This is a genomic window from Candidatus Fermentibacter sp., assembly GCA_030373045.1.
Classification (GTDB): domain Bacteria; phylum Fermentibacterota; class Fermentibacteria; order Fermentibacterales; family Fermentibacteraceae; genus Fermentibacter.
On the sequence record JAUCPW010000043.1, the window covers coordinates 1 to 23,808 of the forward strand.

The 23,808-nt window shown below is 64.1% G+C and carries 19 protein-coding genes and 1 tRNA gene; 13 read left to right on the forward strand and 7 right to left on the reverse strand.

Translation table 11 applies throughout. From position 1 onward, the window contains the following. Positions 1–642: 642 nt before the first annotated feature. The 4 genes from QUS11_07385 to QUS11_07400 all read left to right on the forward strand — a co-directional run bounded on the left by QUS11_07385 (position 643) and on the right by QUS11_07400 (position 5,620). On the forward strand, positions 643–1,758 hold the full coding sequence (locus QUS11_07385) for a hypothetical protein (GenBank protein ID MDM7993122.1): 1,116 nt from the start codon (positions 643–645) through the stop codon (positions 1,756–1,758). A 159-nt stretch (positions 1,759–1,917) separates the two neighbouring features. Continuing rightward, positions 1,918–3,378, forward strand: a complete 1,461-nt coding sequence (locus QUS11_07390; GenBank protein MDM7993123.1) for a hypothetical protein — start codon at positions 1,918–1,920, stop codon at positions 3,376–3,378. Positions 3,379–3,446: 68 nt separating this feature from the next. Then, complete coding sequence (locus tag QUS11_07395; GenBank protein ID MDM7993124.1) at positions 3,447–4,031, forward strand: hypothetical protein; 585 nt, start codon at positions 3,447–3,449, stop codon at positions 4,029–4,031. Between the two features lie 113 nt (positions 4,032–4,144). Further along, positions 4,145–5,620, forward strand: a complete 1,476-nt coding sequence (locus tag QUS11_07400; protein ID MDM7993125.1) for a sulfatase — start codon at positions 4,145–4,147, stop codon at positions 5,618–5,620. 90 nt (positions 5,621–5,710) lie between these two features. On the opposite strand, the gene QUS11_07405 is transcribed toward QUS11_07400, so the two are convergent. Beyond that, positions 5,711–6,718, reverse strand: a complete 1,008-nt coding sequence (locus QUS11_07405; GenBank protein MDM7993126.1) for a 6-bladed beta-propeller — start codon at positions 6,716–6,718, stop codon at positions 5,711–5,713. Between the two features lie 145 nt (positions 6,719–6,863). Beyond that, positions 6,864–7,688 (reverse strand): hypothetical protein, encoded by an 825-nt coding sequence (locus tag QUS11_07410; GenBank protein MDM7993127.1) that lies wholly within the window; start codon positions 7,686–7,688, stop codon positions 6,864–6,866. A 482-nt stretch (positions 7,689–8,170) separates the two neighbouring features. Here QUS11_07410 and QUS11_07415 point away from each other — a divergent pair, with 482 nt between their 5' ends. Together QUS11_07415 and QUS11_07420 are read left to right on the forward strand one after the other, a co-directional pair. Next, positions 8,171–8,743, forward strand: coding sequence for a hypothetical protein (locus QUS11_07415; GenBank protein ID MDM7993128.1), 573 nt, complete (start codon positions 8,171–8,173; stop codon positions 8,741–8,743). A gap of 82 nt (positions 8,744–8,825) precedes the next feature. Further along, on the forward strand, positions 8,826–9,929 hold the full coding sequence (locus tag QUS11_07420; protein MDM7993129.1) for an endonuclease: 1,104 nt from the start codon (positions 8,826–8,828) through the stop codon (positions 9,927–9,929). Between the two features lie 45 nt (positions 9,930–9,974). Here QUS11_07420 and QUS11_07425 read toward each other — a convergent pair whose 3' ends face one another. Continuing rightward, entirely contained in the window at positions 9,975–10,592 is a 618-nt protein-coding gene (locus QUS11_07425; GenBank protein ID MDM7993130.1) for a DNRLRE domain-containing protein, read from the reverse strand. Positions 10,593–10,750: 158 nt separating this feature from the next. Between QUS11_07425 and QUS11_07430 the strand changes: the two genes are divergently transcribed. Next, positions 10,751–11,551, forward strand: coding sequence for a hypothetical protein (locus tag QUS11_07430; protein MDM7993131.1), 801 nt, complete (start codon positions 10,751–10,753; stop codon positions 11,549–11,551). 39 nt (positions 11,552–11,590) lie between these two features. Here the strand turns inward: QUS11_07430 and QUS11_07435 are convergent, their stop codons facing one another. Both QUS11_07435 and QUS11_07440 read right to left on the reverse strand, forming a co-directional pair. Continuing rightward, the gene (locus QUS11_07435) at positions 11,591–12,451 is read right to left on the reverse strand and encodes a class I SAM-dependent methyltransferase (protein ID MDM7993132.1); all 861 of its coding nucleotides are present in this window, start codon (positions 12,449–12,451) and stop codon (positions 11,591–11,593) included. A 362-nt stretch (positions 12,452–12,813) separates the two neighbouring features. Continuing rightward, positions 12,814–13,905, reverse strand: a complete 1,092-nt coding sequence (locus tag QUS11_07440; protein ID MDM7993133.1) for a 6-bladed beta-propeller — start codon at positions 13,903–13,905, stop codon at positions 12,814–12,816. Between the two features lie 169 nt (positions 13,906–14,074). On the opposite strand from QUS11_07440, the gene QUS11_07445 reads away from it, so the two are divergent. From QUS11_07445 to QUS11_07460, 4 genes are all read left to right on the forward strand, one after another. Continuing rightward, positions 14,075–15,826 carry an ABC transporter ATP-binding protein gene (locus QUS11_07445; GenBank protein MDM7993134.1) on the forward strand — a complete coding sequence of 584 codons (1,752 nt, stop codon included), beginning with the start codon at positions 14,075–14,077 and terminating at the stop codon, positions 15,824–15,826. 53 nt (positions 15,827–15,879) lie between these two features. Next, positions 15,880–17,667, forward strand: a complete 1,788-nt coding sequence (locus QUS11_07450) for an ABC transporter ATP-binding protein (protein MDM7993135.1) — start codon at positions 15,880–15,882, stop codon at positions 17,665–17,667. Positions 17,668–17,952: 285 nt separating this feature from the next. Continuing rightward, positions 17,953–18,678, forward strand: a complete 726-nt coding sequence (locus QUS11_07455; protein ID MDM7993136.1) for an SIMPL domain-containing protein — start codon at positions 17,953–17,955, stop codon at positions 18,676–18,678. A 221-nt stretch (positions 18,679–18,899) separates the two neighbouring features. Further along, positions 18,900–19,373, forward strand: coding sequence for a hypothetical protein (locus QUS11_07460; protein MDM7993137.1), 474 nt, complete (start codon positions 18,900–18,902; stop codon positions 19,371–19,373). Positions 19,374–19,402: 29 nt separating this feature from the next. On the opposite strand, the gene QUS11_07465 is transcribed toward QUS11_07460, so the two are convergent. Then, positions 19,403–21,649, reverse strand: coding sequence for a hypothetical protein (locus tag QUS11_07465; GenBank protein MDM7993138.1), 2,247 nt, complete (start codon positions 21,647–21,649; stop codon positions 19,403–19,405). 152 nt (positions 21,650–21,801) lie between these two features. On the opposite strand from QUS11_07465, the gene QUS11_07470 reads away from it, so the two are divergent. Further along, the gene (locus tag QUS11_07470; GenBank protein MDM7993139.1) at positions 21,802–22,914 is read left to right on the forward strand and encodes a 6-bladed beta-propeller; all 1,113 of its coding nucleotides are present in this window, start codon (positions 21,802–21,804) and stop codon (positions 22,912–22,914) included. A gap of 102 nt (positions 22,915–23,016) precedes the next feature. Continuing rightward, positions 23,017–23,403, forward strand: coding sequence for a hypothetical protein (locus tag QUS11_07475; protein MDM7993140.1), 387 nt, complete (start codon positions 23,017–23,019; stop codon positions 23,401–23,403). A gap of 172 nt (positions 23,404–23,575) precedes the next feature. Here the strand turns inward: QUS11_07475 and QUS11_07480 are convergent. Then, positions 23,576–23,649, reverse strand: a tRNA-Gln gene (locus QUS11_07480). Positions 23,650–23,808: the final 159 nt, after the last annotated feature.

The window sequence follows — 23,808 nt, forward strand, 5'->3', positions numbered from 1 at the left end:
GAACAGGGGCTAAATTAAAAAACCCTGACCTAGATAGACGAATTGCTCGTACCTTGAAGCGCTACCCAAGGCTCCTGGAAAACGTCCTTCCGAAAGAGAAGAATGGAGCAAAACAGGAAAAAGCTAAGGACAGAATTGGCGGAAAAGCAAGGGCTAAACATAAATAGCTCTTGTCAGCCTGTTGTGGCAACCCTACTCTTATGTCTGCCCATCGTGGGCAGGCTGATGCGCTTCACGAGAAGCCTTTCGACGATTTGGTGCATCTCGCCGTAGACGGCCCCCGCAACCAGTATTGCCCCCGGCAGATCCTGCCGGGGGCTTTTCTTTCATGGGGGCAGGATCCGCGGTTCCCTGACGCCGCGTACTTCCCCAGACGAGCCCGAAGAGCCACCAGCTCTCCCTCAAGCAGGAGATAGAGCACGCATTCCCGCGGGTTTTCTGCGACAGCCTATTCGTGATGCTGCCCGCCGGTTCTGTGAAGCCGATTCTGAGACTCGCGGTTCCGAGGCGGATCGGGAGCTCTCGGGAACCGGCCTCACGCGCATATGGCAACTCAAGAGATACGAGCATGAGTAGTGGGTTCTGGACGGACATCCGCTGCTCCAGCTATATCGAAACAAATGCTCTTTCCGGAGGTGCTCGTTGAAGGCGCTCACGGGAGTTGTATGCCTTTGTGCTGCAGCCTGCTGCATCAGTTGCCGGGGTGGATCATCGACAACGGGAACACTCCCGGGAAGCCGTGAAATCACAACATACAGGCTTGTTGCAATGGATTCGATCGGAATCGAATCGGGTGATTCCTGCTATGTCTTCGGAGATGCCACCTCTGCCGACTTCACCTCCGAAGGCGGGATCGTAGTCCTAGACGGAGTGAACTGCAGAGTCAGCTTCTTCGACTCCACCGGGGAGTTCCGCAGCTCTGTCTCCATCCAGGGCCAGGGCCCGGGAGAGTTCAACTCACCGACATTCCTGAAGACACTGCCCGGCGGAGGATTCATGGTCTTCGGACAGGAAGAGAGGAAGATCTGCCTTTATGACAGCCGGATGAACCTCCTCGATGAACACCTCTTCTATGAATCGAACCGACTCGGCCCCTACAAGGTCTATCCACTTGCGGATACATCCTACGCCGCGAATTTCTCCATTCTGTCCGCTGCCGGGGATTCGGTATCCAACACGATTCTTCTGTTGAGCGGCGACAGCTCTATTACCATAACGAGGAGAACTGCACCATATGATCCTGACTTCGCATGGCAGACAAACACTGCGATGGTTTTCACAACTGCTCCGGACGGATCTATTCTCGTTGCCAACAGGGCAACCGAGGAATGGAGAATTGTCCAGTTCGATCAGAGCGGGCAGCTTCTCGGCTCGATCGAACGCGACTATGAACCGGTCAGGAAGAGCGACGAGCAGCTCTCCGACGAGATGGAGCTCGCCAGACAGAGGTATCTGAACGGCATGGGAACCCTGGATGGCTTCAACTGGCAGCCTGATGAATACCTTCCGGCGATCTCCGAGATCCAGGTGGACAGTCAGGACAGGGTCTGGGTCAAGCGGGGCGGTTACCGGGAGATCGTCTATGATGTGATGACGCTCGACGGGGAAGACCTGTTCACCGCTACCTTCACTCCCCCTCAATGGCTGAGTTGCTTTACATGGAATCTGAAGATCAGCGAAAATGGCTGTCTGGCCCGTCCATACCAGCCGGACCGGTACCCTCTGGTCTATCGGCTGGAGCTCGTCGCGGAGGAGTAGATCGCCTTCTCGAGGAGATCGGATCGTCAGATGTCCCGTGGAAGTGAGACCGCGAGCATTGGCTCTCGAGTTCCTCCCTCATCCTCGTTCGGAGACGGAGGATCCGATCATACGAATAGTGCCGTTGAATCGAACCAGAAACCACTCTGGAGAGGGGTCATGAGCACAGCGAAAAGCCGGTCGCCTCTACCTCTTCTTGTGCTCCTGCTGCCCATGTCGGTCCATGCAGGCACAATCCGTGTGCCCTCCCAGCAGCCGACGATCCAGGATGCGATCGTTGCCGCTTCGGATGGAGACTCGATACTCGTCTGGCCGGGCACATACCATGAGTGGATAGATTTCATCGGTAAGGACGTCGTTCTTCTCTCCCTCTCCGGGCCAGCTGACACCGTCATAGACGGCTCTCCCCAGGGTGACGGATCCGACGCCAACTATTCCAGTACCGTCACCTTCGAGAACGGGGAAACGCGCAGCGCGGTCATCCAGGGTTTCACCATCACAGGTGGGCAGGGCACATACCTGTATGGACCCATCTGCGGCGGGGGCATCCTGTGCCTCGAATCCTCCCCGACGATACGGGGCAACATCATCACGGGGAACGAACTGATGGAGTTCTATACCGGCATCGGGGAGAGGGGCGGGATCTATTCCTACCAGGGCGCCCCCATGATCGTTGCGAACGTCATCTCTGACAATATCGCCCAGGGTGGCGCCGGCGGAGAGGGCGGCGGGATCTGGTGCGTCTTCGGTGAGACGATCATCATGAACAACGTGATCTGTTCGAATCTCGCGGAGGGAAGCGGCGGAGGCATCAATTGCTCCGGAACTTCAGGCGGACTTGCGGTACATATCGTCAACAACACGATAGTCGGGAACTCGGGCACCTTCGGGGGGGGTATCGACTGCGCCAGGGCCGTCGAGCTCCGCAACTGCATCCTTTGGGACAACGAGGCGTCCGTCAGTGGCCCTGAGATATCCCTCCGCAGCGCCACACCGGCATCTGTCCTGGATGTCGACTACAGCGATATCGAGGGGGAGCAGACCGGCATATATGTCTGGACGGGCAGCACCCTCGACTGGGGCCTGGGGATGCTGGATCAGTACCCGGTGTTCGAACCGGGTCCGCTGTCACTCTATCACCTCGAAGCCGGTTCTTCACCATGCATCGATACAGGGGATCCCTCAGTCGCTTGTCGCGACTTCGAGGACACGGGCAGCCCTGGATACCCCCTCTGGCCCTCCCTCGGGCTGATCAGGAACGACATGGGCGCCTTCGGAGGGCCACTGTCGGTCTACTGGACGAATCGGATGACGGGGATCGGCCAGGAGGAAGGACAATCGAGCGGTCCCGGCAGGCCGGCACTCCACGTCTCGCCCAATCCGGCATCGAGTTTCTGTATCGCTTCACTCGACCTGCCGTCGAACGGCATGGTCGACCTCTGGGTGACGGACTCCTCGGGCAGAAGGGTTGTGAGTTCATACACAGGCATGCTGCCTTCGGGGTTACACGTGTTCGAGCTGGATCTGAGCGGGCAGCCCTGCGGGATGTACTTCGTCGTCTCCAGGTGCGGCCAGGTCTCGGCCATGCAGAGGATCGTCGTCATCTCGAGCTCTGAATGATCATCACGGGGATCAAGGAGCGTTTACCGACGTGGTCGTGTCATCCCTTGTCGAGGAAGAGGACATTGATGACCAGGATGATGATGATGGCATGCTGCTGTTCGATTGTGGCATGCGGCTGGAACCCGATCACGTACGTCCCTGGCCCTGACTCCCTGATGTATTACCAGGATCCCGACAGCGCCTGGAAGGTGATGGCGAACCTGCAGTACTCCTATACTGCCAGAGATATCGATGTCTACTTCGATTGCTTCTCCGAGGACTTCGAGTTCTTCATGCCCGAGGAGTTCTGGGCCGACTATGACGGAGACGGCCTGCCCGACAGCTGCTGGGGTGTCGATGTCGAACTGGCCATGACGGAAGCCATGTTCGAATCAGTTGACCTCGTCGAGTTGTCTTTGGTAGGCAGTTCCGAATCTCTCTGGTCCGGGGATTCCACCGGCACGACCCTGCAGCTCTCGAGAGGCTTCAATCTAGTCATCTATACGTCTCTGGTCCCAGCCGAGTCGCTGTCCGCTTATGGAATGCAGGAGTTACTCCTGAGACCGGATTCCGCAGGGATCTTCCACATCTGGAGATGGTGGGACTGCTCGGATCCGGCAGCCCCGTACTGCTGGACCGAGCTCAAGGGGACAGGCACCTGGTCCCGCTGAATCCGGGTGCCCCCGGGATCGGGTGAGCCTCCCACGGGGTTGTCACCGGGGGGGGATGATCCGACAGGGCGAATCCTGTCATGTCCACAAGTCCTCTGCAGGTCGGAGAATCGTTGACCCCCTGGGCAAGGCGCCGGTATAAACGTCCCGACGAACCCGCGGCTGTCGAGTCTTCCGACGACGAACCGCCCGAACCCCCCGGGAGAACGATGGACCAGACCAGGCCGGAATGTGCAGGGCTTTCGCGAACTGCGAGCCTGATCCGTGCATGCGATCTCCTGCTCGCCCTGGCGATCCTGCTCCTGATGACGGGTTGCGGAAGGGATGCCAGGCCGAACATCCTCCTGATCCTCCTCGACACTACCAGGGCCGACCACCTGAGCTGCTACGGGTACGGGAGGGGGACGACCCCCAGCCTCGACAGCCTGGCTGAAGCAGGGACCAGGTTCGAGCGGGCCATGAGCGGCAGCCCCTGGACTCTTCCCTCGATGGCTACGATCTTCACCGGCCTCACCGAGAGATCCCACAAGGCCCGGCTCAGCGACGGCGTCTTCTACGGGGTGGACCCCGGACTCCCCTACCTGCCGGAGCTTCTGGCCAGGAGCGGCTACGGGACCGCGGCATTCTTCAACGTGATCTACATGAGCGAGCATTTCGGCTTCCACAGGGGATTCGAGCACTTCGACTGCCGCGGTCTCGAGGAGGTCACGCAGAGCAGGTCCGCCGGTGAGACCGTCGATGCATTCCTCGCCTGGCTCGCGACCAGGGACGGCGAGGAAGCACCTTTCTTCGCAGCGGTCCACTTCTTCGATCCTCATGCCACGTACGACCCTCCATCACCCTACGACACCCTCTACGCGGACCCGGACTATTCGGGGCTCTTCGACCGTGACTGGGGGGTGATGGCCGACATGTTCGATGCGAATTCGGGGGCGGTAGTCGTCGACTCGGCCGGGGCTCGCAACCTGGTAAACCTCTACGACGGCGAACTTGCGTACACGGATGCGGAGATAGGCAGGCTGCTGGGCGGTCTGCGGGCATCAGGGTACGGCGGCAGCACTCTCGTCATCGTCATAGGAGATCACGGGGAGGAGTTCGGCGAGCACGGCAGGTACACCCACGGGCATTCGCTCCACGCCGAACTGCTCGATGTGCCGCTGATCATCTCCGGTTGCGGCGTCCCATCCCGTCAGGTCGTCGAAGGCCTGGTCGGCACGATCGACGTGGCCCCGACGATCCTGGCCGCCGCGGATGTCCAGGCTCCGGAGATCATGCCGGGAAGAAGCCTGCTCCTGCCCGACCACGACCCGGAGAGGATCCTCGCCGCAAGCGGGCTCGGAGGCGGAGAGAGCAGGGAGGCCTGCGTCAGGCAGGCCGCCAGGAAGGTCATCTGGAACTCGGACACCGGAGAAGCCGTGATGTTCGATCAGGCTTCCGACCCCGGGGAGAATGCCCCCCTGCCTCCCGATGACACGCTGCTGCAGGAGGTGCTGTACTACTGGGCGACCCCGCCCGACGGCCAGCCCGCGGCGGTCCCCTGGAGCAGCGCGGTGACGGACCAGCTCAGGGATCTCGGATACATCAGGTAGAAGTCCGGAGAAGCCATCGGACGATCCCGTCCTCCCGGTCTCTGCGCCGCAGCATGCAGGCCCGGTCCCTGAACCTCCATACCCCGCGGGTCAGAGGCGGCCGAGTGCCAGCTTGTAGACGATTGCGCCGTCTGCATCGGCGGTATAGAGGCTGCCGCCGCTGACGCGGATGCAGTAGGGCATGCCTCCTGCAGGAACCCCGGTGTACAGGAAGCCCAGGAATTCCCCGGTTTCCGCCGAGAACACGTCCACGCGAGAACCGCGAGCCTCGTCCGGCTCTCCCCGGACGACGAAGACCATTCCGCCGGCCACGCAGAGATCCCAGACTGCCGGCCTGACCAGGCTGACGCCACGAAACTCGTCGGGGTCGGGGATATCCACAACAGGCTCCGGGCTCGACTCCGGGACCGATCCGAAGACGAGCGCACCCTCGGCGGTGTACTTGCAGACCGCATAGTCCATGATGCTGGTGTAGTAGATGCTGCCTTCATCGTCGATGTCGATCGTACAGGATCGATAGAAGTCGACGAGCGCTGGCGGCATGCCATCGAGATCGGAGGCTGTCCCCCCGAAGCGGCGAAGGATCCGTCCGTCCGTCCCGGTTACGGTGATGGCGTTCCATGAGTCCTCGGCGAGAGGCGACGTGCAGTTCAGGACGATGATGGAATCCGAGACGGCGATGTCGAATATCTGCCAGAAGCCGGGTGGTTCGTCGGGGTCCATACTCCGGGCGAAGGAGCCGTTCCGGTCGAAGACCTCTATGATGCGTCTTTCGTCTATGAGGTAGACGTTGCCCGCATCGTCGACGCAGAAGTTGAAGAACAGCCAGGACAGCCTGCCCGGCCCCTCGCCCCATCCTCCGAACGAGGCAACGAACGAACCATCCGGGTTGAAGATGTCGACCTGACCCATGTAGCGGTCGAGGACGAGCACGCGCCCGGAGTCATCGACGCAGAGCCCGGCGGGAGTGAAAATAGCGCCGGGATCGTTGCCGTCGATGGTCATCTCGACGGTTGTCCGGAAGATCTCCTCGGGCGGCCGGGAACAGCCCGGGAGGATACCGAGCAGGATCGATGCGAATACGGAGAACGATCTCAAGTATCCATCAGAAGCCGGGAGCGGTTCCGATGCTGCATGTTTCCTGATCCGTGCAGGGACACCCGGCACGATCCCGCGTCGCCGGCACGGCAACAGGTGCAATTGCGAGACGCCTGGATATCCTGCGATGTCGCAGTCCGACCCGTCAGCCCGTGACGTGATCCCAGGCCACCGGGATCTCGCCGGGGAAGGGCCACAGCGAGACGTGCTCCCTGTCCGCCAGGAAGAGGCCGTCCTGGCTGCTCTCGTAGCCCGACCACGCGAAGAACGGCACCTCGTTGATGCAATCCTCCGAGACGATCGTCTTGGTCTTCTTGTCGGGCTGCCTGTCCAGATCGATCAGGGCGCTCGTCAGGCGGCTCTGGGCAGATAGGTGCGTCCGCTCCGGCTCGAGTTCCGTGAACACCACCTGGCGGAAGACCTTCCCGGGCCTGTGTGTCGCATACCACGCGTACTCGACCGGGGTGAGGTTGGAGACGAGAAGCAGCTGGATCGGGCACATGACGAGATAGATGTGGGTCTTCCCGACATGATCGGGGCATCCCGCCGCAACGGCCACCTGGGCCGGCGACATAGCCTCGTGGCAGGAGTGCGATGCGAAGGTGTGGAGATTGCGGCCCGGCTCGAGAGGCATCACCTCGCCGCCGGTCTTCACCAGCCAGATCCGCCTGTAGGCTTCGATAGGCGTGCAGGAGAAGGCGTTGTTGGAGAGGGCCGTCTTGGTGCGCTTGCCCGCCTCCGCAGCCGCGAGCGCGCTCGAGGTGTCGCCGGCGGCGTCGCGCCATCCCCCCTCGTCGAGATACGAGAAATCGGGCCTGCCGTTCGACGTCGCCAGTTCCACGAAGAGTTTCCGACCCCTGAAGTGCTTTCCCGACCCCGGGCTGCTATGGAGCGCCAGCCCCTCGATCCCGAGGGAGGTGGCGGTTATGACTCCCTGGGGGATGGACAGGACGAGGTGGACCTCGGGCATCTTATCCTCCTTGTTCCGCTTCCCGGCCGACCGTCTCGACCCCCTTCCCGGAAAGGAGTCCCGGAGCCCCGCCGGCGAGAGGCACTGTCGCTGCTCCATGCCGGTCGGAACGACGGGGCATCCGGTCTCCCCGGGCGATCCCGCGAGATCGTCAGGACTTGGCTGCCTTGGGCGCCTGCTTGTCCTGCTTCTGCTTGGCCGATTTCGCCTGCTTGGTCTCGGTCTGCTTCTGAGCCTTGGCCTTGTCCTTCTTCCCCTTCTCGCCCATTTCCTTCCCTCCTGAAGGAGTCCGACTGAGCCCGGGGCCTCCACAAGGCATCTGCGGTCCCTTTCCGGCAGCCGGACGATGCCGATACCCCGGTTCATATGGATTCTAGCCGGTTCAACCGCCGGAAGCCATGCCCTGCAGGCGTTCATTGACCCGGGCCGTGCCCGCCGGAATGATCGGGTGGCTGTCGTGTCATGGACTAGGAGGAACGACGATGAACCTGGCCCCGGTCATGCTTCCGGCGATCGTTTCGATGCTGTCTGCGAACGGTGTCGAGTCCCCGGAGGGAGCTGGCATGCTTCACCCGCTGGCGGTGATCGCCGATGGTCCGGCCAGTGTCGAGGGCATGGAGACGACGATCCTGGCTCCGATGGAGGCCGCCCGGATCGCTGTCGAACATCTGCTCTCGATGGGTGCGACCGACGTGCTCGTGTGCGAGGTCCATCGGATCGAAGCCCCGCTGACGGGATATCTCGTGGACGCGACGGGTCTCCTGGAGACCGGCGGCGTGAGCTTCGACTCGTTCAGGACGGGGATCAGGGACGGGATGGAGAGCGACGGCGAATTCATGCTCCCCGGCGAATGCTTCGCTTTCATCGCAAGAGGCGCCGCTCCCGACGGAACCGTATCATGGCTCCCGGCATGCGAGCCCGATTCCGTCGCTCCGGATGGATATCCCGGGATCACGGACGAAATGCTGGAATACGAGTTCCTGCTGTGGCGGGAGGACTTCGAGTCCCTGGCTTCGCGCTACCCCCGCCCGGAGCCGGGGATCACGGACGAGTGAGGGGCGCGGAACCGGCCGGGCCATGCGGGGATTCATCAGACGCAAGGCTCGTCCGCCGGAGCCTTCGATGGAGAGGCTGTCGATGAGAGTACGCCATGCCCCGGCCCTGATGGCCGTCGCCGCCGTCCTGGCGGGAACGGCCTTCGCCGGCATACCGGCAGGCTACTACGACCCGGCCGCCGGCCTCTCCGGGCTGGCGCTGCAGGCCGCGCTGCACGGCATAATCGACGACCACGAGTCCATCAGCTACGACGCCATATGGCTGGCCTTCTACACCACCGACGACAGGCCCGACGGATACGTCTGGGACATGTACTCCGACATCCCCGGCGGCACTCCTCCCTATCTCTACACTTTCGGCGAGGACGAGGGCGGATCGGCCAGCGCCGAGGGGCAGGGCTACAACCGTGAGCATTCCTGGCCCAAGAGCTGGTTCGGCGACCAGGCCCCGATGAACACGGATCTCTTCCACATCGTCCCCACCGACATCTACGTGAACAACCGCAGGGGCAGCTACCCCTTCGGAGAAGTAGCCTCGCCCGCCTGGACCTCGATGAACGGCAGCCGGCTCGGGCCGTGCTCGTGGCCGGGCTACTCGGGCACGGTCTTCGAGCCGATCGATGCCTTCAAGGGGGATTTCGCGCGCAACTACTTCTACATGGCGACCCGGTACTACACCGAGGACGCGGGATGGCCCGGCAGCCCCATGACCAGCGGATCCCAGCTCCTCGAATGGGCCGAGGGCATGCTCATCGCCTGGCATCTGTCCGACCCGGTGGGCGCGAAGGAGCTCGACCGCAACGAGGCCGTCTACGCCATTCAGGAGAACAGGAATCCCTTCATCGACCATCCCGAGTATGTGCTGATGATCTACGAGCCCACCGGCATAGAGTATCCGGGCGAGGCCCCCTCGCTCGTCGCGGCTGCCGCGTCGCCCAACCCGTTCTCCGGATCGGTCGGGATCGTCTTCACCCTCTCCGCTCCCGCCGAAGTCGATCTGACGGTGTACGACGTGTACGGCAGGGAGGTCGTGGAGGTTCTCGAAGATGCCGCGTACTGCGCCGGAGAGCACGAGGTTCCCTGGGACGGTGCAGGCGCATCCGGGGAGGCAGTTCCTCCCGGGGTCTACCTGTGCAGGATCGCGGTCCCCGGGGCCGGTTCGGTCTGCCAGGTCCTCAAGCTCTGACGAAGACGGCCGGGAACCGGCACGGGGCCCCGGCCGCCCTCCGCCCTACTCCGCGGCTTTGATCCCCGCCCACGTCTCCCCGTCGAGATCTGCCATGGAGTAGGTCACGACGAGTTGAGGCCAGACCGATTCGTCTCCCGAATCCTTCGACCAGAAGCCCGGGACGCATGTGGCCGTCGTCCCCGTGGATGTGCAGTACACCCCGTGGTTGGGATGCGAGCCTCCTGTCCAGGCCTGCACGAATGCGGTGACGTCCTGTTCGAACCATGTGTGGGCCGCCGGCCATGCGCCCGCGGCGGACGGAGTCGTCCCGTAGTCCGGCTGGGTGTTGAAGGTCACGGTTTCTTCGCTCCAGGACTCGTCGACCAGATAGAAGACGGGCTGTCCGGACTGAGCGCCGTAGAAGCCGAAGCAGTAGAACCTCATGACGGCGGACTCGATGGTCGCGCCCGCAGGGATCGCCGAGAGGTCCCACTCGATGAGTGTCCGGTCGTAGCACGACCCGTACCTGCCGAAGTAGATGTGTGTCGGCCCGCCGTTGGGATTCGTGGAGTCGGGCTTGCAGTCGCAGATGTAGGCATCCTTCACCGGAGTGAGCGTGACCACCTCGGAGGATGCGGTACAGGCCGCAGCGAGCAGGCACGAGAGCATGAAAGTGAACATGGTTCCCTCCTATTTTCAGCAACAGTCTGCGTTGCTGGAAACATCGGAGGTCGGACCGCCATTGTCAACAACCACCGCACCGGGTGCTGTGACGCAATCGAGAAGCGCTTTACCAGCTCGGGCTGCTCTGATATGATATTGCTGAAAACGGAGGTCTGATGGAGAAACCCAGGGGATTGCCACGCGGGTTCGACAGGATCTACAATGTCCTGTCCGCAGCGGACGAGTCGACGGGATCGCGCAGGAGGATGGCGGAATCCCTGAGGGTCTCCACGCACACGCTCCAGCGGATCCTCACGGACGGTGACGTCCCGGACCTTTCCCTCCCGCAGTCGTCCTACATCACCGGTTCGTGGGCGCGCACGATCACGAGGATCGCGTGCGGCCTGGGGCTGGACGCGTTCGAACTCGTCCGCTCCACGGGCCTTCCGATCGACGCGAGGATCGAAGGGATCATCCGCTCCGAGGCCGCCGGCGATGGCGCGCGGGTTCGACCACGGGAGCAGGGAGGAAACGGGCATTTCGACGATCTGGCGGGCTTCATGCTCGCCCTGCTCGGCCCGTCGAACGGTGGGAGCGGGACGGTGGCGAGCGCCAGGAGGCAGCTCGAGGATTCCCTCAGGAACTACCTGGTGAGCACCGGCGCCACGGCCCCCGGGCTCGCGGGCAGCGAGGAGCTTGCCGAGGGGGCTTTCTGCCGGTCCTGCATGTCATCCCTGCTGGACGAGCACAACAGGGGGCCGTCGGACCGGTACTGCCGCTGGTGTTCGGACTCCGAGGGCAGACTCCGCACGGCGGACGAGGTTCGCGGGGTGCTCACGAACTGGTTCATGCACTGGCAGCCCGGGATCACGCGGGAAGTAGCGGAGGGCAGAGTCCGCCACTACATGCTGTCCATGCCGGCATGGTCGGAACTTGCGGCGCAGACCGCGGAATCCTGCGGCGAGGGCGGAGGCTGACCGCTCCCGCCCGGTCGGCCGCCTGTCCGGCCTCCCGCCTCAGACTCCGGCGGGCTGGAGTTCCCTGATCTCTGCGTCTTCCACGGATTCGGGCGCGGGCTTCCTGAGGACGAAGCGCGAGTAGATGCGATCGCCTGTGCGGAAGCTGCGGTTGAAGGTGTGCGTCCCCTCCATCCCGGCGAACTCGCAGAACATGTGTCTCAGGCCCCTGGGGACGAGCTTCGTTATGAGGGCCTTCTTCCTGTCGTTGTCGAGCTCCAGCGCCCTCAGGACGTTTGCACTGATGTCCTCCTCCTCGACCAGCGACAGGCCGCATTCGCCGAACATCCTTCTCAGCTCCACGAGCTGCGCCGGCGAATGGTAGTCGGTGTAGAGGAAGTGGCCGCCCGGCCTGAGGATCCTCGACACGCCCTCCAGGAAGGCCTTCATGGAAGGGTAGCAGTGCGACGACTCGACGTTGATGACGGCGTCGAACTCGGCGTCGGGGAAGGACAGGGCACCCGCGTCGCCGCGGACGAAGGAGAGCCCCGGTACCGCATGCCTCGCCATGCAGAACTCGACGCTCTTCGGGGCGAAGTCGAGCCCCGTCATGGACACGGGACGGTGGTACCTGTGGACGAAGCTCGCGCCCCCGCCCCTGCCGCATCCGACCTCGAGAACCCTCAGCCCCTCGAGGTCCACCGCACCGGCGACGCGGTCGTAGAGCTGCATGCAGTACCTGAAAGGCTCGTCCTCGGGTTCGAGACGCAGGGAACGAGGCTCGTCGAGCCCGGCCCAGCCGTAGTTCATGAACAGCATGTTCCCGTCCCGGTCGATGCGGGTCATATGGTCGTACCATCTGCGGATCACAGGGGCCTGGAGACTCTGGAGCGTGGAATACACGAACCCCGCTATCGTCATTGGATTTGGATCTCCGAGTCGTGGGTGAGGGTGAATGGAGGGAATGGCCTTCGCTCCAGTAATATAACCGGTCACCTCCCGAAGCAAACCCCGGCGCGCCATCCCGCCGGTCGATGCCGCTGCTACCCTGATCCCCCGGTCATGTTCCGCGAGTCCGGTGTCAGAGTAAAAAAAGTCAAAAACGCAAGTGCACGGCTTATGACCATTTTGATCCTGCAACTGACATACATGTGTATTCATCCATATTCCTGGCAATGTCGAATCAGAAAAGATTGCGTTGATGTGCGCATTTCGAAATCGATACGCACATTGTGCACAATCCCTGCGTTTTTGACGTTTTTTACTCTGACACCGGACGGGGGTCAGCGGAGCTCGAGCAGGTAGACCTTCGGGTAGTCGAGGGGGTCGTCGGACCAGGCCGCGATGCCCTGCTCGCCGATCGCGAACCGCCAGTAGATGCCGTCCTCGCCCGCCCCGGGGACCGTGACCGTGTACAGCCGGTTCCCCCCGGCGTCCCATACGTCGAAAGTAGGTGTCTCCGTCGTCCCCCTGAGCACCCACAGGTTGCCGTCGCCGTCGATCCCGAGCTGGCTGATCTGGTATCTCCAGGGCGAAGGTTCGTAGTCGACTGCGAGAGACGAGCCCATCGACGCTATCCTTCTGTCGATGAACGCCTTCTCGTCGGCGATCTCCTCCGGGGTCCTGGGCACCCGCTCGACGGGGAGGGATACGCGGAGGATCTCGGTTCCGTCGGGCGCCGTGCCGGTGATCTCGTAGGAATCGAAGGAGATGGGTGCGCAGTAGACGTTTCCCGAGGCGTCCGCGGTCCATGCCGCCGAGTGCATCACGTTGTCTACGATCTCGGTGAACCTGGTCGGATCGGCCTCCCAGGTCCTCTCGAAGTAGACCGCCGAGGCCTCCTGTGACAGGTCGAACCGCCCCACCAGGAAGGTTGCGTCGACGCCGTCCGCGGTCGGCTCGACGAGGAGCTGTCCGGCCACGAACGAGGAGTCGGAGGTTCCCACGGGCTGGAAGGGTGGATCCGAGTAGAAGGGCAGCCGCACGCCCTGATCGACGAGGTCGGTACCGAGTAGGTGCACGCCGCCGGAGAAGATGTCGCACACGATGATCCTGCCGTCTCCGAGGATCGCCATGTCCGTGGGATTCATGTACTCTCCCGGACCTTCGCCGTAACCGCCGACCGTACGCACCAGGCCGCCCTCCGCGTCGAACAAACGGACAAGGCAGGAGATCCTGTCCAGGACCAGAATGGATCCGTCCTCGCCGAAACACACCCTGTCTATCGAGCCGAAGACGTAGTCGGAATCGCCGGAAGCGACGCCGATCGAATCGACGATGGAAAGGGTCCGCGCGGCAGGGGCCGCCGGTGCCGATCCGTCCGTGCCGCACCCTGCGGCAAGGCAGACGACGATCGTGCCAATCGCGGAAACCACTTCGGATCGAGATCGAAAGGAAGATCCGTACATCTGCTCCTCCTCGTAAGGTACGTACCCGAAAACGATCCTGATGTCCACGGTTGAAGACGCTGCCGGTCATACCCGGGTTACAGGCGGTACCCCGCGGCGCCCGACCGTGTATCTTCGAACCTGGAGCAATGAATAGATGAAATCGATCCGACTGCCTCTCTCGCTCGTGAAGCCGTACTGGAGGCGCTCCCTCTGCGCCCTCGGCCTCCTCGCGGCCCTCGTGGCGATGGACCTGGCGATCCCCCGGCTCATCCAGCGGCTCATAGACAGGGGCATCACCCCCTCCGACCAGGCCGAGGTCATCCGCACCGGGATCCTGATGCTCGCGCTGTCCGTCGCCGGCACCGCCTTCGCGGTGGGCAACAACGTCCTGTCGGTGAGGGTGGGCGAGAGCGTGGCCAGGGACCTGAGACGCAGGCTCTTCCGCAAGATCCAGTCCCTCTCCTCGCGCGAGCTCGACTCGACCGGCACGGGGCAGCTCATGGTCCGCCTCACGAGCGACACCGCGGCCCTTCAGCGGCTCACTCAGATCTCCCTGCGGATAGGCACGAGGGCTCCGCTGATGATGCTGGGCAGCCTGATCCTGATGATCCGGACCAACTCCGGTCTCGCTCTCTCCATGCTTCCCCTCCTGGTCGTCACCTCTGCCGCGATCATCCTCTTCGTGCCGAGGATGGAGCCGCTCTTCGGGAAGGTGCAGGCGAGGCTCGACAGGCTCAACACTGTGCTGCACGAGAACATCGCGGGTGTGCGCCTCGTCAGGGCCTTCGTCAGGAACGACCTCGAGGACGGCCGGTTCGACTCCGCGAACGGGGCCTTCGCCTCCGATTCCGCGGGAGTGATGAGGTTCATGGCCCTTCTCTCACCCATCCTCACCGCTTTCGTGAACATCGGCATGGTGGCGGTGGTGTGGGCCGGAGGCCTCGACGCGATCAGGGGCGGGATGACCGCCGGGCAGCTCGTGGCCTTCAGCAACTACCTGCTCAGCACGATGACGCCGCTCGTGATGATGACCAACCTCTCCAACGTCTGGGCCAACGGCCTCGCTTCGTCGCGCAGGATCCTGGGCGTCCTGGACGGGATGCCGGCGGTGGAGGACCGCCCGGGGGCGGTGGACGTCACGGCCGGAGCACCAGGGCGGATCGTGTTCGAAGGGGTGTCGTTCCGGTATCCCGGCAGCCCGGTCGACGCGGTCACCGGCGTGGATCTCGACATCGCGCCCGGCAGCATGACAGGCTTCCTCGGGGCCACGGGGTCGGGGAAGACCACCCTGACCGGGCTCGTTCCGAGGTTCTACGATCCGACTGAAGGCCGCCTGCTGATCGACGGGATCGATCTGAGGGACATCCGGCTCGCGTCCCTGCGGAGGTTCGTGGCCGTCGTCCCGCAGAAGTCCATCCTCTTCTCCGGCACGGTATGGGACAACGTCGTCTTCGGCAGGCCCGAGGCCTCGATCGCCGAGGCCTCCGAGGCGGCCCGCATCGCCTGCGCGCTCGAGTTCATAGAGAATCTGCCGCAGGGCTGGGAGACCCGCGTGGAGGAGAGGGGGGTCAATCTCTCGGGCGGGCAGAAGCAGCGGATCGCCATCGCACGGGCCGTCCTCGCGAGGCCGCGCGTCCTGGTGCTCGACGACAGCACGAGTTCGGTCGATGTCGAAACCGAGGCCAGGATACAGGAGGCGCTCGCCTCGTCGCTGCCGGGCTGCACGAGGATCGTCGTGGCGCAGCGCGTGAGTTCGGTGCTCTCCGCGGACAGGATCGTGCTCCTCGACGAGGGCAGGGTCGCCGCGGCCGGCCCGCACTCTGCCCTGCTCTCGGAGAGCCCGCTCTACCGCGAGATCTACGATTCTCAGCTCGGCGATCCCGAAGCGGACGGGGTGGAGGCATGAGTCCGGGCCACGGGTCTCGGGTCGCGGGATACGGGACGCCGGATGCCGGCAGCATGCTTCGGGCGAGGAGGCCCGCGGCCCCCGGGCGCATCGAGGAGGCTCGCGATCCGAAGGGCGCCCTCGCGAGGCTCGCGGGGTACCTGCGGCCCTACAGGGGCGCTCTCGCGATCGTCCTCCTCATGGTGGCGGGGTACACGCTCCTTGGGCTCGCGGGCCCGTGGCTGACGAGCATCGCGATCGACGGGTACATCATCCCGGGCAGGATCGAAGGGCTGGGTGCGATCGCCCTCGCGATGCTGGCTTCCTACCTTCTCTCCGACCTGCTGCATGCCCTTGCCGACCGAAGGATGGCGGTCATCTCGCAGGAATCGCTGATGCTCCTCAGGAGGGATCTCTTCGCCCGGCTGCAGGTTCTCCCCGTCGGCTTCTTCGACAGGACTCCGGCGGGAGAGCTCATGAGCAGGCTCACCAACGACATAGACGCTATAAACCAGGCCGTCTCACAGAACGTCACAGCGCTCCTCGCGAGCGTTCTGTCGCTGGGGGGGATCCTCGCGGCGATGCTCCTGCTCGATGTGCAGCTCACGCTCGCAGCCCTCGCGGTCATCCCCCTGATGCTGCTCTTCACCGGATTCGTGGCGAGGTACACCCGCCGGGGCTTCAGGGATCTCCAGAAGCACCTCGGCTCGATGAACGGGATGCTTGAGGAGGCTATCACCGGCCGGAGGATAGCCGAGGCCTTCGGCAGGAAGGACGACGTCCTGGAGGAGTTCGACAGGAGGAACGAAGCGGTCTTCCGGTCGGGCGTCGCGGCGAACAGCTACGCGCTGCTCCTGATGCCCGTGAGCAACGCGCTCGGGAACGTCTTCATCGTCGTCATGGCAGCCTTCGGGAGCTGGCTCGCGCTCAGGGACCTCGTGACAGTGGGCGTGATCGCTGCGTTCGTCACCTACGGCCGGAACTTCGTCCAGCCGCTGCGGCAGCTCGCCAACATGTACAACTCGATCCAGGCGGCCCTCGCCGGCGCGGAAAGGATCTTCGAGATACTCGACATGGCCCCGGAACCGGGGGCCGGTGGTGGGGGCTGGTCAGGAGAGGTCGCAGGAGACGTCCGGTTCGATTCGGTGGATTTCTCCTACGTCCCCGGGACGCAGATCCTGGCCGACATAGGCTTCCATGCGGAGAGGGGGCGCACCGTGGCTCTCGTCGGCCCCACCGGAGCGGGCAAGACGACGATGACCAACCTCCTCACGAGGTTCTACGAGATCGACTCGGGCGTCATCTCGATGGACGGCAGGGACATCAGGGGGATGAACCTCGCCTGCCTCCGCGGCAGCCTCGCGCTGGTCCTGCAGGACACGTTCCTCTTCGCCGACACCGTCATGGAGAACATCAGGTTCGGCAGGCTCGACGCGACGGACGACGAGTGCGTCGAGGCGGCCCGCCTGGCCCAGGCCGACCATTTCATACGTCAGCTCCCGATGGGCTACGCCACCGACCTGTCCGAGGGGGCCGCAAACCTGAGCCAGGGGCAGAGACAGCTCCTGTCCATCTCGAGGGCCATACTTGCGGCGCCTGCGGTGCTGGTGCTGGACGAGGCCACGAGCAGCGTCGACACCAGGACGGAGAGGAGGATCCAGGAGGCCCTGTTCCGTCTGAGGGCCGGGAGGACCAGCATCGTGATCGCGCACAGGCTCGCTACGATAAGGGATGCGGATCTGGTGCTTGTGCTGGACGGAGGGCGCATCGTGGAGCGCGGGACCCACGCATCGCTGCTCGCCGTCCGCGGCTTCTACCGCTCCCTCTACGAGATCGGTGTCAGAGGAAAAAATGTCAAGTAATCAGGGTATTCGTAATAGTCACCTATTGATGTTCATAATCGACGAACCGCAATATAGCGCCACAGTCGAGTTGTTCAAGAGTCACGGTGGAAGAGTTTGCATGAGTGATGCATCTCGATAATGGTCATAGTCAGCCTACCTGATTACTTGACATTTTTTCCTCTGACACCGCCCTGGAGCTGCCGGGGGGGAATAACGTGCGGACGACAGGGTAACACACAGGTACGAGGTTCGGGTTTACCACCGCCGAAGGCCTGATACTGGTTCCAACCGGAAGGAGCCGCAATGTCCCCGAGATCGATGGTGCTCATGGCCCTGGTGTCCGCATCGCTTCTCCTGTCCGCATGCGGGCAGGAGCCCCCCGACATCGTGCGGCAGATATCCGTCACCGGGAACGGCACCGCGGAAGCCGATCCCGACGTCGCGACCATCGTCTTCGGCGTCGATGTCAGCTCCGAGGATCCCGGCGAAGCCGTGGCCGAGGCCACTGCCATGATGAATTCCGCGATCGAGGCCGCCGGTACGGCGGGTGTGGCCTCGGAAGACATCAGCACCCAGAGCTACAGCCTGTGGATCGAGAACGTCTACGATCCGCTGACATACCAGTACACGGGGGAGATACTCTATCACGTCTCGCACTACGAAACGGCGGACGTGCGCGATCTGGCAACGGTCGGAGACGTCCTGGCCGCCCTGGTCGATGCAGGCGTCAACAGCATCTCGAGCGTGACCTTCAGGGTCGAGGACCAGTCTGCTCTCTTCGCTCAGGCCAGGGAGGCGGCCATGGCCGACGCCGTGAGCAGGGCCGAAGCCATCGCGGAAGGCCTGGGCGTCTCGCTGGGCGAGCCCACATACGTCTCGGAGTACGGCGGCGGCTACACCGAGTTCGACCAGCTCGGCAGGGCGGCCGGCATCACTACGGCGAGCGCCGACATGGGAACGGGTCCCTACTTCTCGCCGGGATCTTTCTCCACCTCTGCGAGCGTCACGGTGACCTTCGAGATAGAATAGGCTCAGTACGGAGCGGGGGCGCATGCCCCCGCTCCGGTATCCCCGCTGCCGGCGGAACCATCCCGGTCCCACCGGGTATCTGCTGTCTTCAGTCGGAAGGAGATCTCATGCAGGTTCTCGGTCTGGTTCTGTCGGTATTCCTCTCGCAGGGTTGAGGCGGCTCCGCCTGTGCCGGTCCGGCATGGAAGAGCGTCTGCGAAGGTGAACTGGCTTCGGTCTGGGTGGAGAACGGCGTCCTGTACGAGTCCGCCGATCAGGCGGAGGTCTTCTGCACCCGGATCCAGGTGAGGAACGAATCGGGCGCCGCCATCGGAGTCGATCTCGGCGACGGTGATTCCAGGATCAGGCCGATCCAGTACGCCGGCCTCGATACGCCGGAGATGAGCGTGATCGACATCATCTCCCCGGTCGCTCCGGTCGTTTCCGACTCCCTCGCGGAAGCCGGGGCCTCCGCCTGGGCCGCGGGAGGGCTGTTCACCCTGGAGCCGGGCGATACCATCGAGTACTACGGAGAGTTCGACGGATCGGGGCCTGCGGACGTGGATGCGCTCGACTGCCGCTGGCTGATGCTCGCCTACGGCGGATGGATCACCGTCACCGACGGCTCGACCGCCGAGGTGATCTCCCCGGAGGGTGGCTTCGTCTACATCCCGGCGAGGTTCCCCGTGACCTGGGCGGGTGTGCCGCCCGAGTGACCCGCCGCGTCTCCGGAACCCCGGATGACTCAGCGCAGGATCACGAACCTGGCCGAGGCGGAAGCATCCCCGGAACGCACCATCGCGAGATAGATCCCGGAGGGAGTGTCCGCCCCCGGCTCCCAAGAGGCAGCGGCGCCCGAACCGGTCGGGGTGGTGTGCAGCAGCCTGCCCGCCCCGTCGAAGATCGACAGCACTGCAGGGCCGTCCAGCCCTGACACGACGAATGAAACAGCCCCGGCCGAGGGTGACGGCGATGCGACCACCGAAAGCATCCCAGGCTGAGTGACACCGCCTTCGATCCCGAGGGCGTCGCTCGACAGCTCCTTCACGCCGAATCCCCTGAGACCGGCGAAGAGCTGGGTGTCGGACCCGCCGTAGGCGATGTCCCACACGCATCTGCCCTCTATGCCGTCGTCGAGCGCCTGCCACGAATCTCCGCCGTCTGGGCTCCACTTCACCCCCGCGGTGTTGGTCCCGGCCAGCACGTTGGCGTTCCTGCTCCCAAGAACGGACCACATCAGGCCGGTCGAACCGGGGCACAGGCTCCAGGTCGCCCCCGAATCGAGCGACCTGTAGACGCCCAGGTCGGTGCCGCAGTACACGGAAGTCCCGTCCCAGCAGTACGAAATGCAGGGCATGTAGCTGCCGGAAAGGCCCGAACCGGCAGTGAAGCTCGCCCCGCCGTCATCGGAATAGTAGACGGCTGTCCCGAGCTGCTGGAAGCTGGCGAATACGCGCAATCCGCCACCAGGGGCCTCGCCGAGCTCGATCGCCGGGTACAGCGCGCCGGGCAGCCCGGACGAAGTCAGCCAGGTGGCTCCCCCGTCCGTCGTGTATCTGATTCCGCCGCTTGCGATACCGGCCCAGGCGCGGTCGGCGTCCGACGGATCGAACGCCACCGCCGTCACCTGCTGCCCCGTCAGGCCGGCGGAGGCCCAGGAATCCCCGAGGTCATCCGACCTGAAGACCCCCGAGGCAGTCGCGGCGTAGATCGTCGAGCCCGTGTACTGGTCGTGGGATTCGGGGCAGATGTCGTATACGGTCCAGTTACCGAGCCCGTTCGAGGCGAGCTCCCAAGTCGCGCCGCCGTCTCCGCTGCGCCAGAGGCCGTGAGCCTCGCCCCCGGCGAGCAGGACGCCCTCTCCCTGGAGGAAGGCGACCGCATGGATGAAGCCGTTCGTCATGCCCTGCTGCGAAACCGTGTACGACCCCGAGGAGAGCCTCCTGTAGACCCCCCCGTTGTGCCCGGCGAGGTATCCCTGGGAACCCGGGCAGGCGGCCTGCCAGTAGGATGCCGTGATGCCCGCCGGGTTGAGCGTCCAGGTCGATCCGCCGTTGGTGCTCTCGAAGACGCCCTGGCCGTTGACCGGTGCATAGAGCGTCCCCGACGACCAGACGGCGGGGGCGTAGCTCGTCCCGGAAACCACCTGGGTCCACGAACCTCCGTAGTTGGTACTGAGGTAGAAACCGCCGTCGTTCGTGACGATGACGGTACCTTCCGAGCCACCGGGGGAGGTGAGGATCCCCCAGCCCGACCCCGAGGGCCCCACCGCCGCCCATGTCGCTCCTGCGTCGTAGCTGCGGTACACCGAGTTCGAAAGGCCCGACATGGCGATGAACATCGTGTCGGGATGACCGGTGCAGAATCCGTAGCCCTTGAGGAATCCGGCATCGAGGCCCACGCTCGACCAGGTGGCGCCCCCGTCCGTCGAACGCCGTATCCCCTGGCCCGACGAGAGCCCGGCGACGAGGATGTCCGGATCGGTCCAGTGGACGCCCGTCAGAAGGACGTATGAAGACGACATCCCGCCGGAGACGACCCCCCAGGTCTGCCCCTGGTCGTCCGACCTGTACAGCCCGATTCGCGTGGAGGCGAAGAACGTGTTCGGCAGGGCCGACCCTCCGTTGCAGACGCTGTTCACCTGGATCGCCTGGAGGTCCGTCTCCTGCCAGGTCTGGCCTCCGTCGGTGCTGCGCCAGACCCCGCCCGCGTCCGGCGCCATGGAGTAGCCGCACCCGGCCACAAGTACCGGGCTGCTTCCGGGCAGCGCCGCGATCGCCCTGACATTGCCGCCCCAGGGGCCGGAGCCCGTCCATGTGCCGGTTCCGGCAGCCGATGGCTCCGTGGGCGAGAATCCGAACAGCTCGTCGAGCCTGGACGGTATGGCCGAGAAGGTCTCGTTGTCGTACAGGACGCCTTCGGCATCCCGGAGTACGGCCGGGTTGTCCGCGGGAGCGGATGCTGCGAGCATGACCGCCATGAGCAGAAGCATCAGGGGCCTCCGATCCATGTTGTTTTCCGAACGATCACGACTGACGGGCGGTCCGTCAACGAGACCGCGGCTCCCGGTTCTGTAACTCCTTTGGGCATCGGGGCGTCCTGTTTCGTATCATCGCATGCCGGTCACCGGAGTGGAGGATTGGGATGAAACCTCGAGCGGGTGCTTTCGTCGCCGTGTGTTCCGCGCTGCTTGCCTCCTGCGGGGGGGGCGGGGGAGACGTTGCCGGGGAAGCCGGCCCCGTGCGGCTGGCCGTCGTGGACTCGATAGGGGTCGAGCTGGGCGACTCCAACTACGTCTTCGGATCCATCATGAGCATCGAGGCAGGACCCGACGGCCTCCTGTACGTCCTGGACAGGGGGCGCGGCAGGGTGATGGTGTACGATTCCTCGGGCACCTTCGTCAGGCAGATCGCTAGCCCGGGCTCGGGCCCCGGAGAGCTGCTGAACCCGCTTTCCATGGCGGTCCTGGGCGACGGGCGCATAACGGTCTGTGCCGCCTTCAACGGCGGGATGTACACGTACGGGCCCGACGGGACCTGGGAGGGCCTTACCACATCCTTCACCAGCAATCCTCCCATGCTGATGGAGGGGGCGGACTCGGACGCATACGTCGCCCTCAAGCTAGACATCGACGTCGACGATTCCGGCGGTCTCACCCAGAGGGTGCGCATCGGCAGGTTCGAGCAGGGAGAAGAACCCACCGCATGCTATCACGACGCCACCTCGCCCTTCGATCCCACGGACCTGACTTCGCTCATGCGGGAATCCTACCTCGGGTATGTCTACGGCGCGTCCGCGGACGGAACGGTGGCCGTGGCCAGAAGGGCGAGTGCGGAGTACGGGGTGGATCTCTTCGCGAGCGATGGCACCCCCCTGGCGGTGCTCGAGGGGGTGCCGGAGCAGGTCCCCAAGACCGAGGAAGAGATCGCCGACGAGAAGGCATTCATCGAATCCCTCCTGAGCAGCATGGGGGTCAGCGGGGTCATAATCGAGTACGAACCGGACCCCTTCAGGGAGCAGGTTATCGGGGTCGGCTTCGACGGATCCGGAAGGGTCTGGGTCCAGCGCGGCACCAGTGACACTCCCCTGTTCGACGTCTGGAGCCGGGCCGGAGAACTCCTCTTCACCGCCGAGGTCGACTCGCCCGGATCGGACCTCTTCGTCTGGGAGGTCGAGTTCGGCCCGGAGACCATGTACGCCTATTCGATGGATCCCGAATCCTACCAGAAGGTCTACGTTATCCCCCTGCCCGACTAGCATGGGGGTGCGCGGATCGGGCCGCATGACCGGGTGATGCCATGAGGGCATGCCGGCTCGGCGGGTGGTTCGCCGGGCGCATCCAGTGTCGGACGGAGGATCATGGAGAAGCGGCAGATCTGGACCAGGGTGCTCGCGATATCCGGGCTCGTGCTGATGGTCCTCGGTGCGCTGGATCCGCTCGAGGGCTCCCTGGTCATACTGGGTGGAGCAGGCATGGCCTTCGTCGGCGCCCACATCGGTGGAAGCCGGCACAAGCCGCTCCTCCTGCGAGCCCTTGTGCTCATCCTGGTCGGCGTCGCCCTCATGTTCGGCCTCACCGCCATGGGAGGCCTGGGCGGCGAAACCGGGCGCTCGATGTGGTGGGCGCTGGCTCTGCTGCTCTATCCTGCCGGCTGGATCATGGGGATCGTCGGCTCGGTGAAGCGCCTCATCGAACTCCGCCCGGTGTCAGAGCAAAAACGTAAGGTACTCACGGGTTTCGCTTGACAGGCGGATGGTATTTTGCTTTGCCGAATCCCAGAGTACGCTGAAATGCATGCTGTATAGGCTAATCAGCGTCGAGCTCCAGAAATGATTCGTATAAGGATTATTGTCACAAGCTGTGATTCTGAGTACTTTACGTTTTTACTCTGACACCGGACTGGGAGGGCAGGGGGCGTGGCTGGGGAGCAGGGATTCGAACCCCGGTAGGCAGATCCAGAGTCTGCTGTCCTACCATTGGACGACTCCCCAGCGTCACGACGCCGGAAGATACGGGCGGGCCCGCGCGGGTGTCAACGATCCGGCGGCGGAAGACGTCCCGGGCAGGCACCCCCGGGAGATGCAGTCCGCCCGGGTGCCGGGCCGCTGATGTCGTCGATCGGCCGGCAACGAAGGATAGCAGCAGTCATC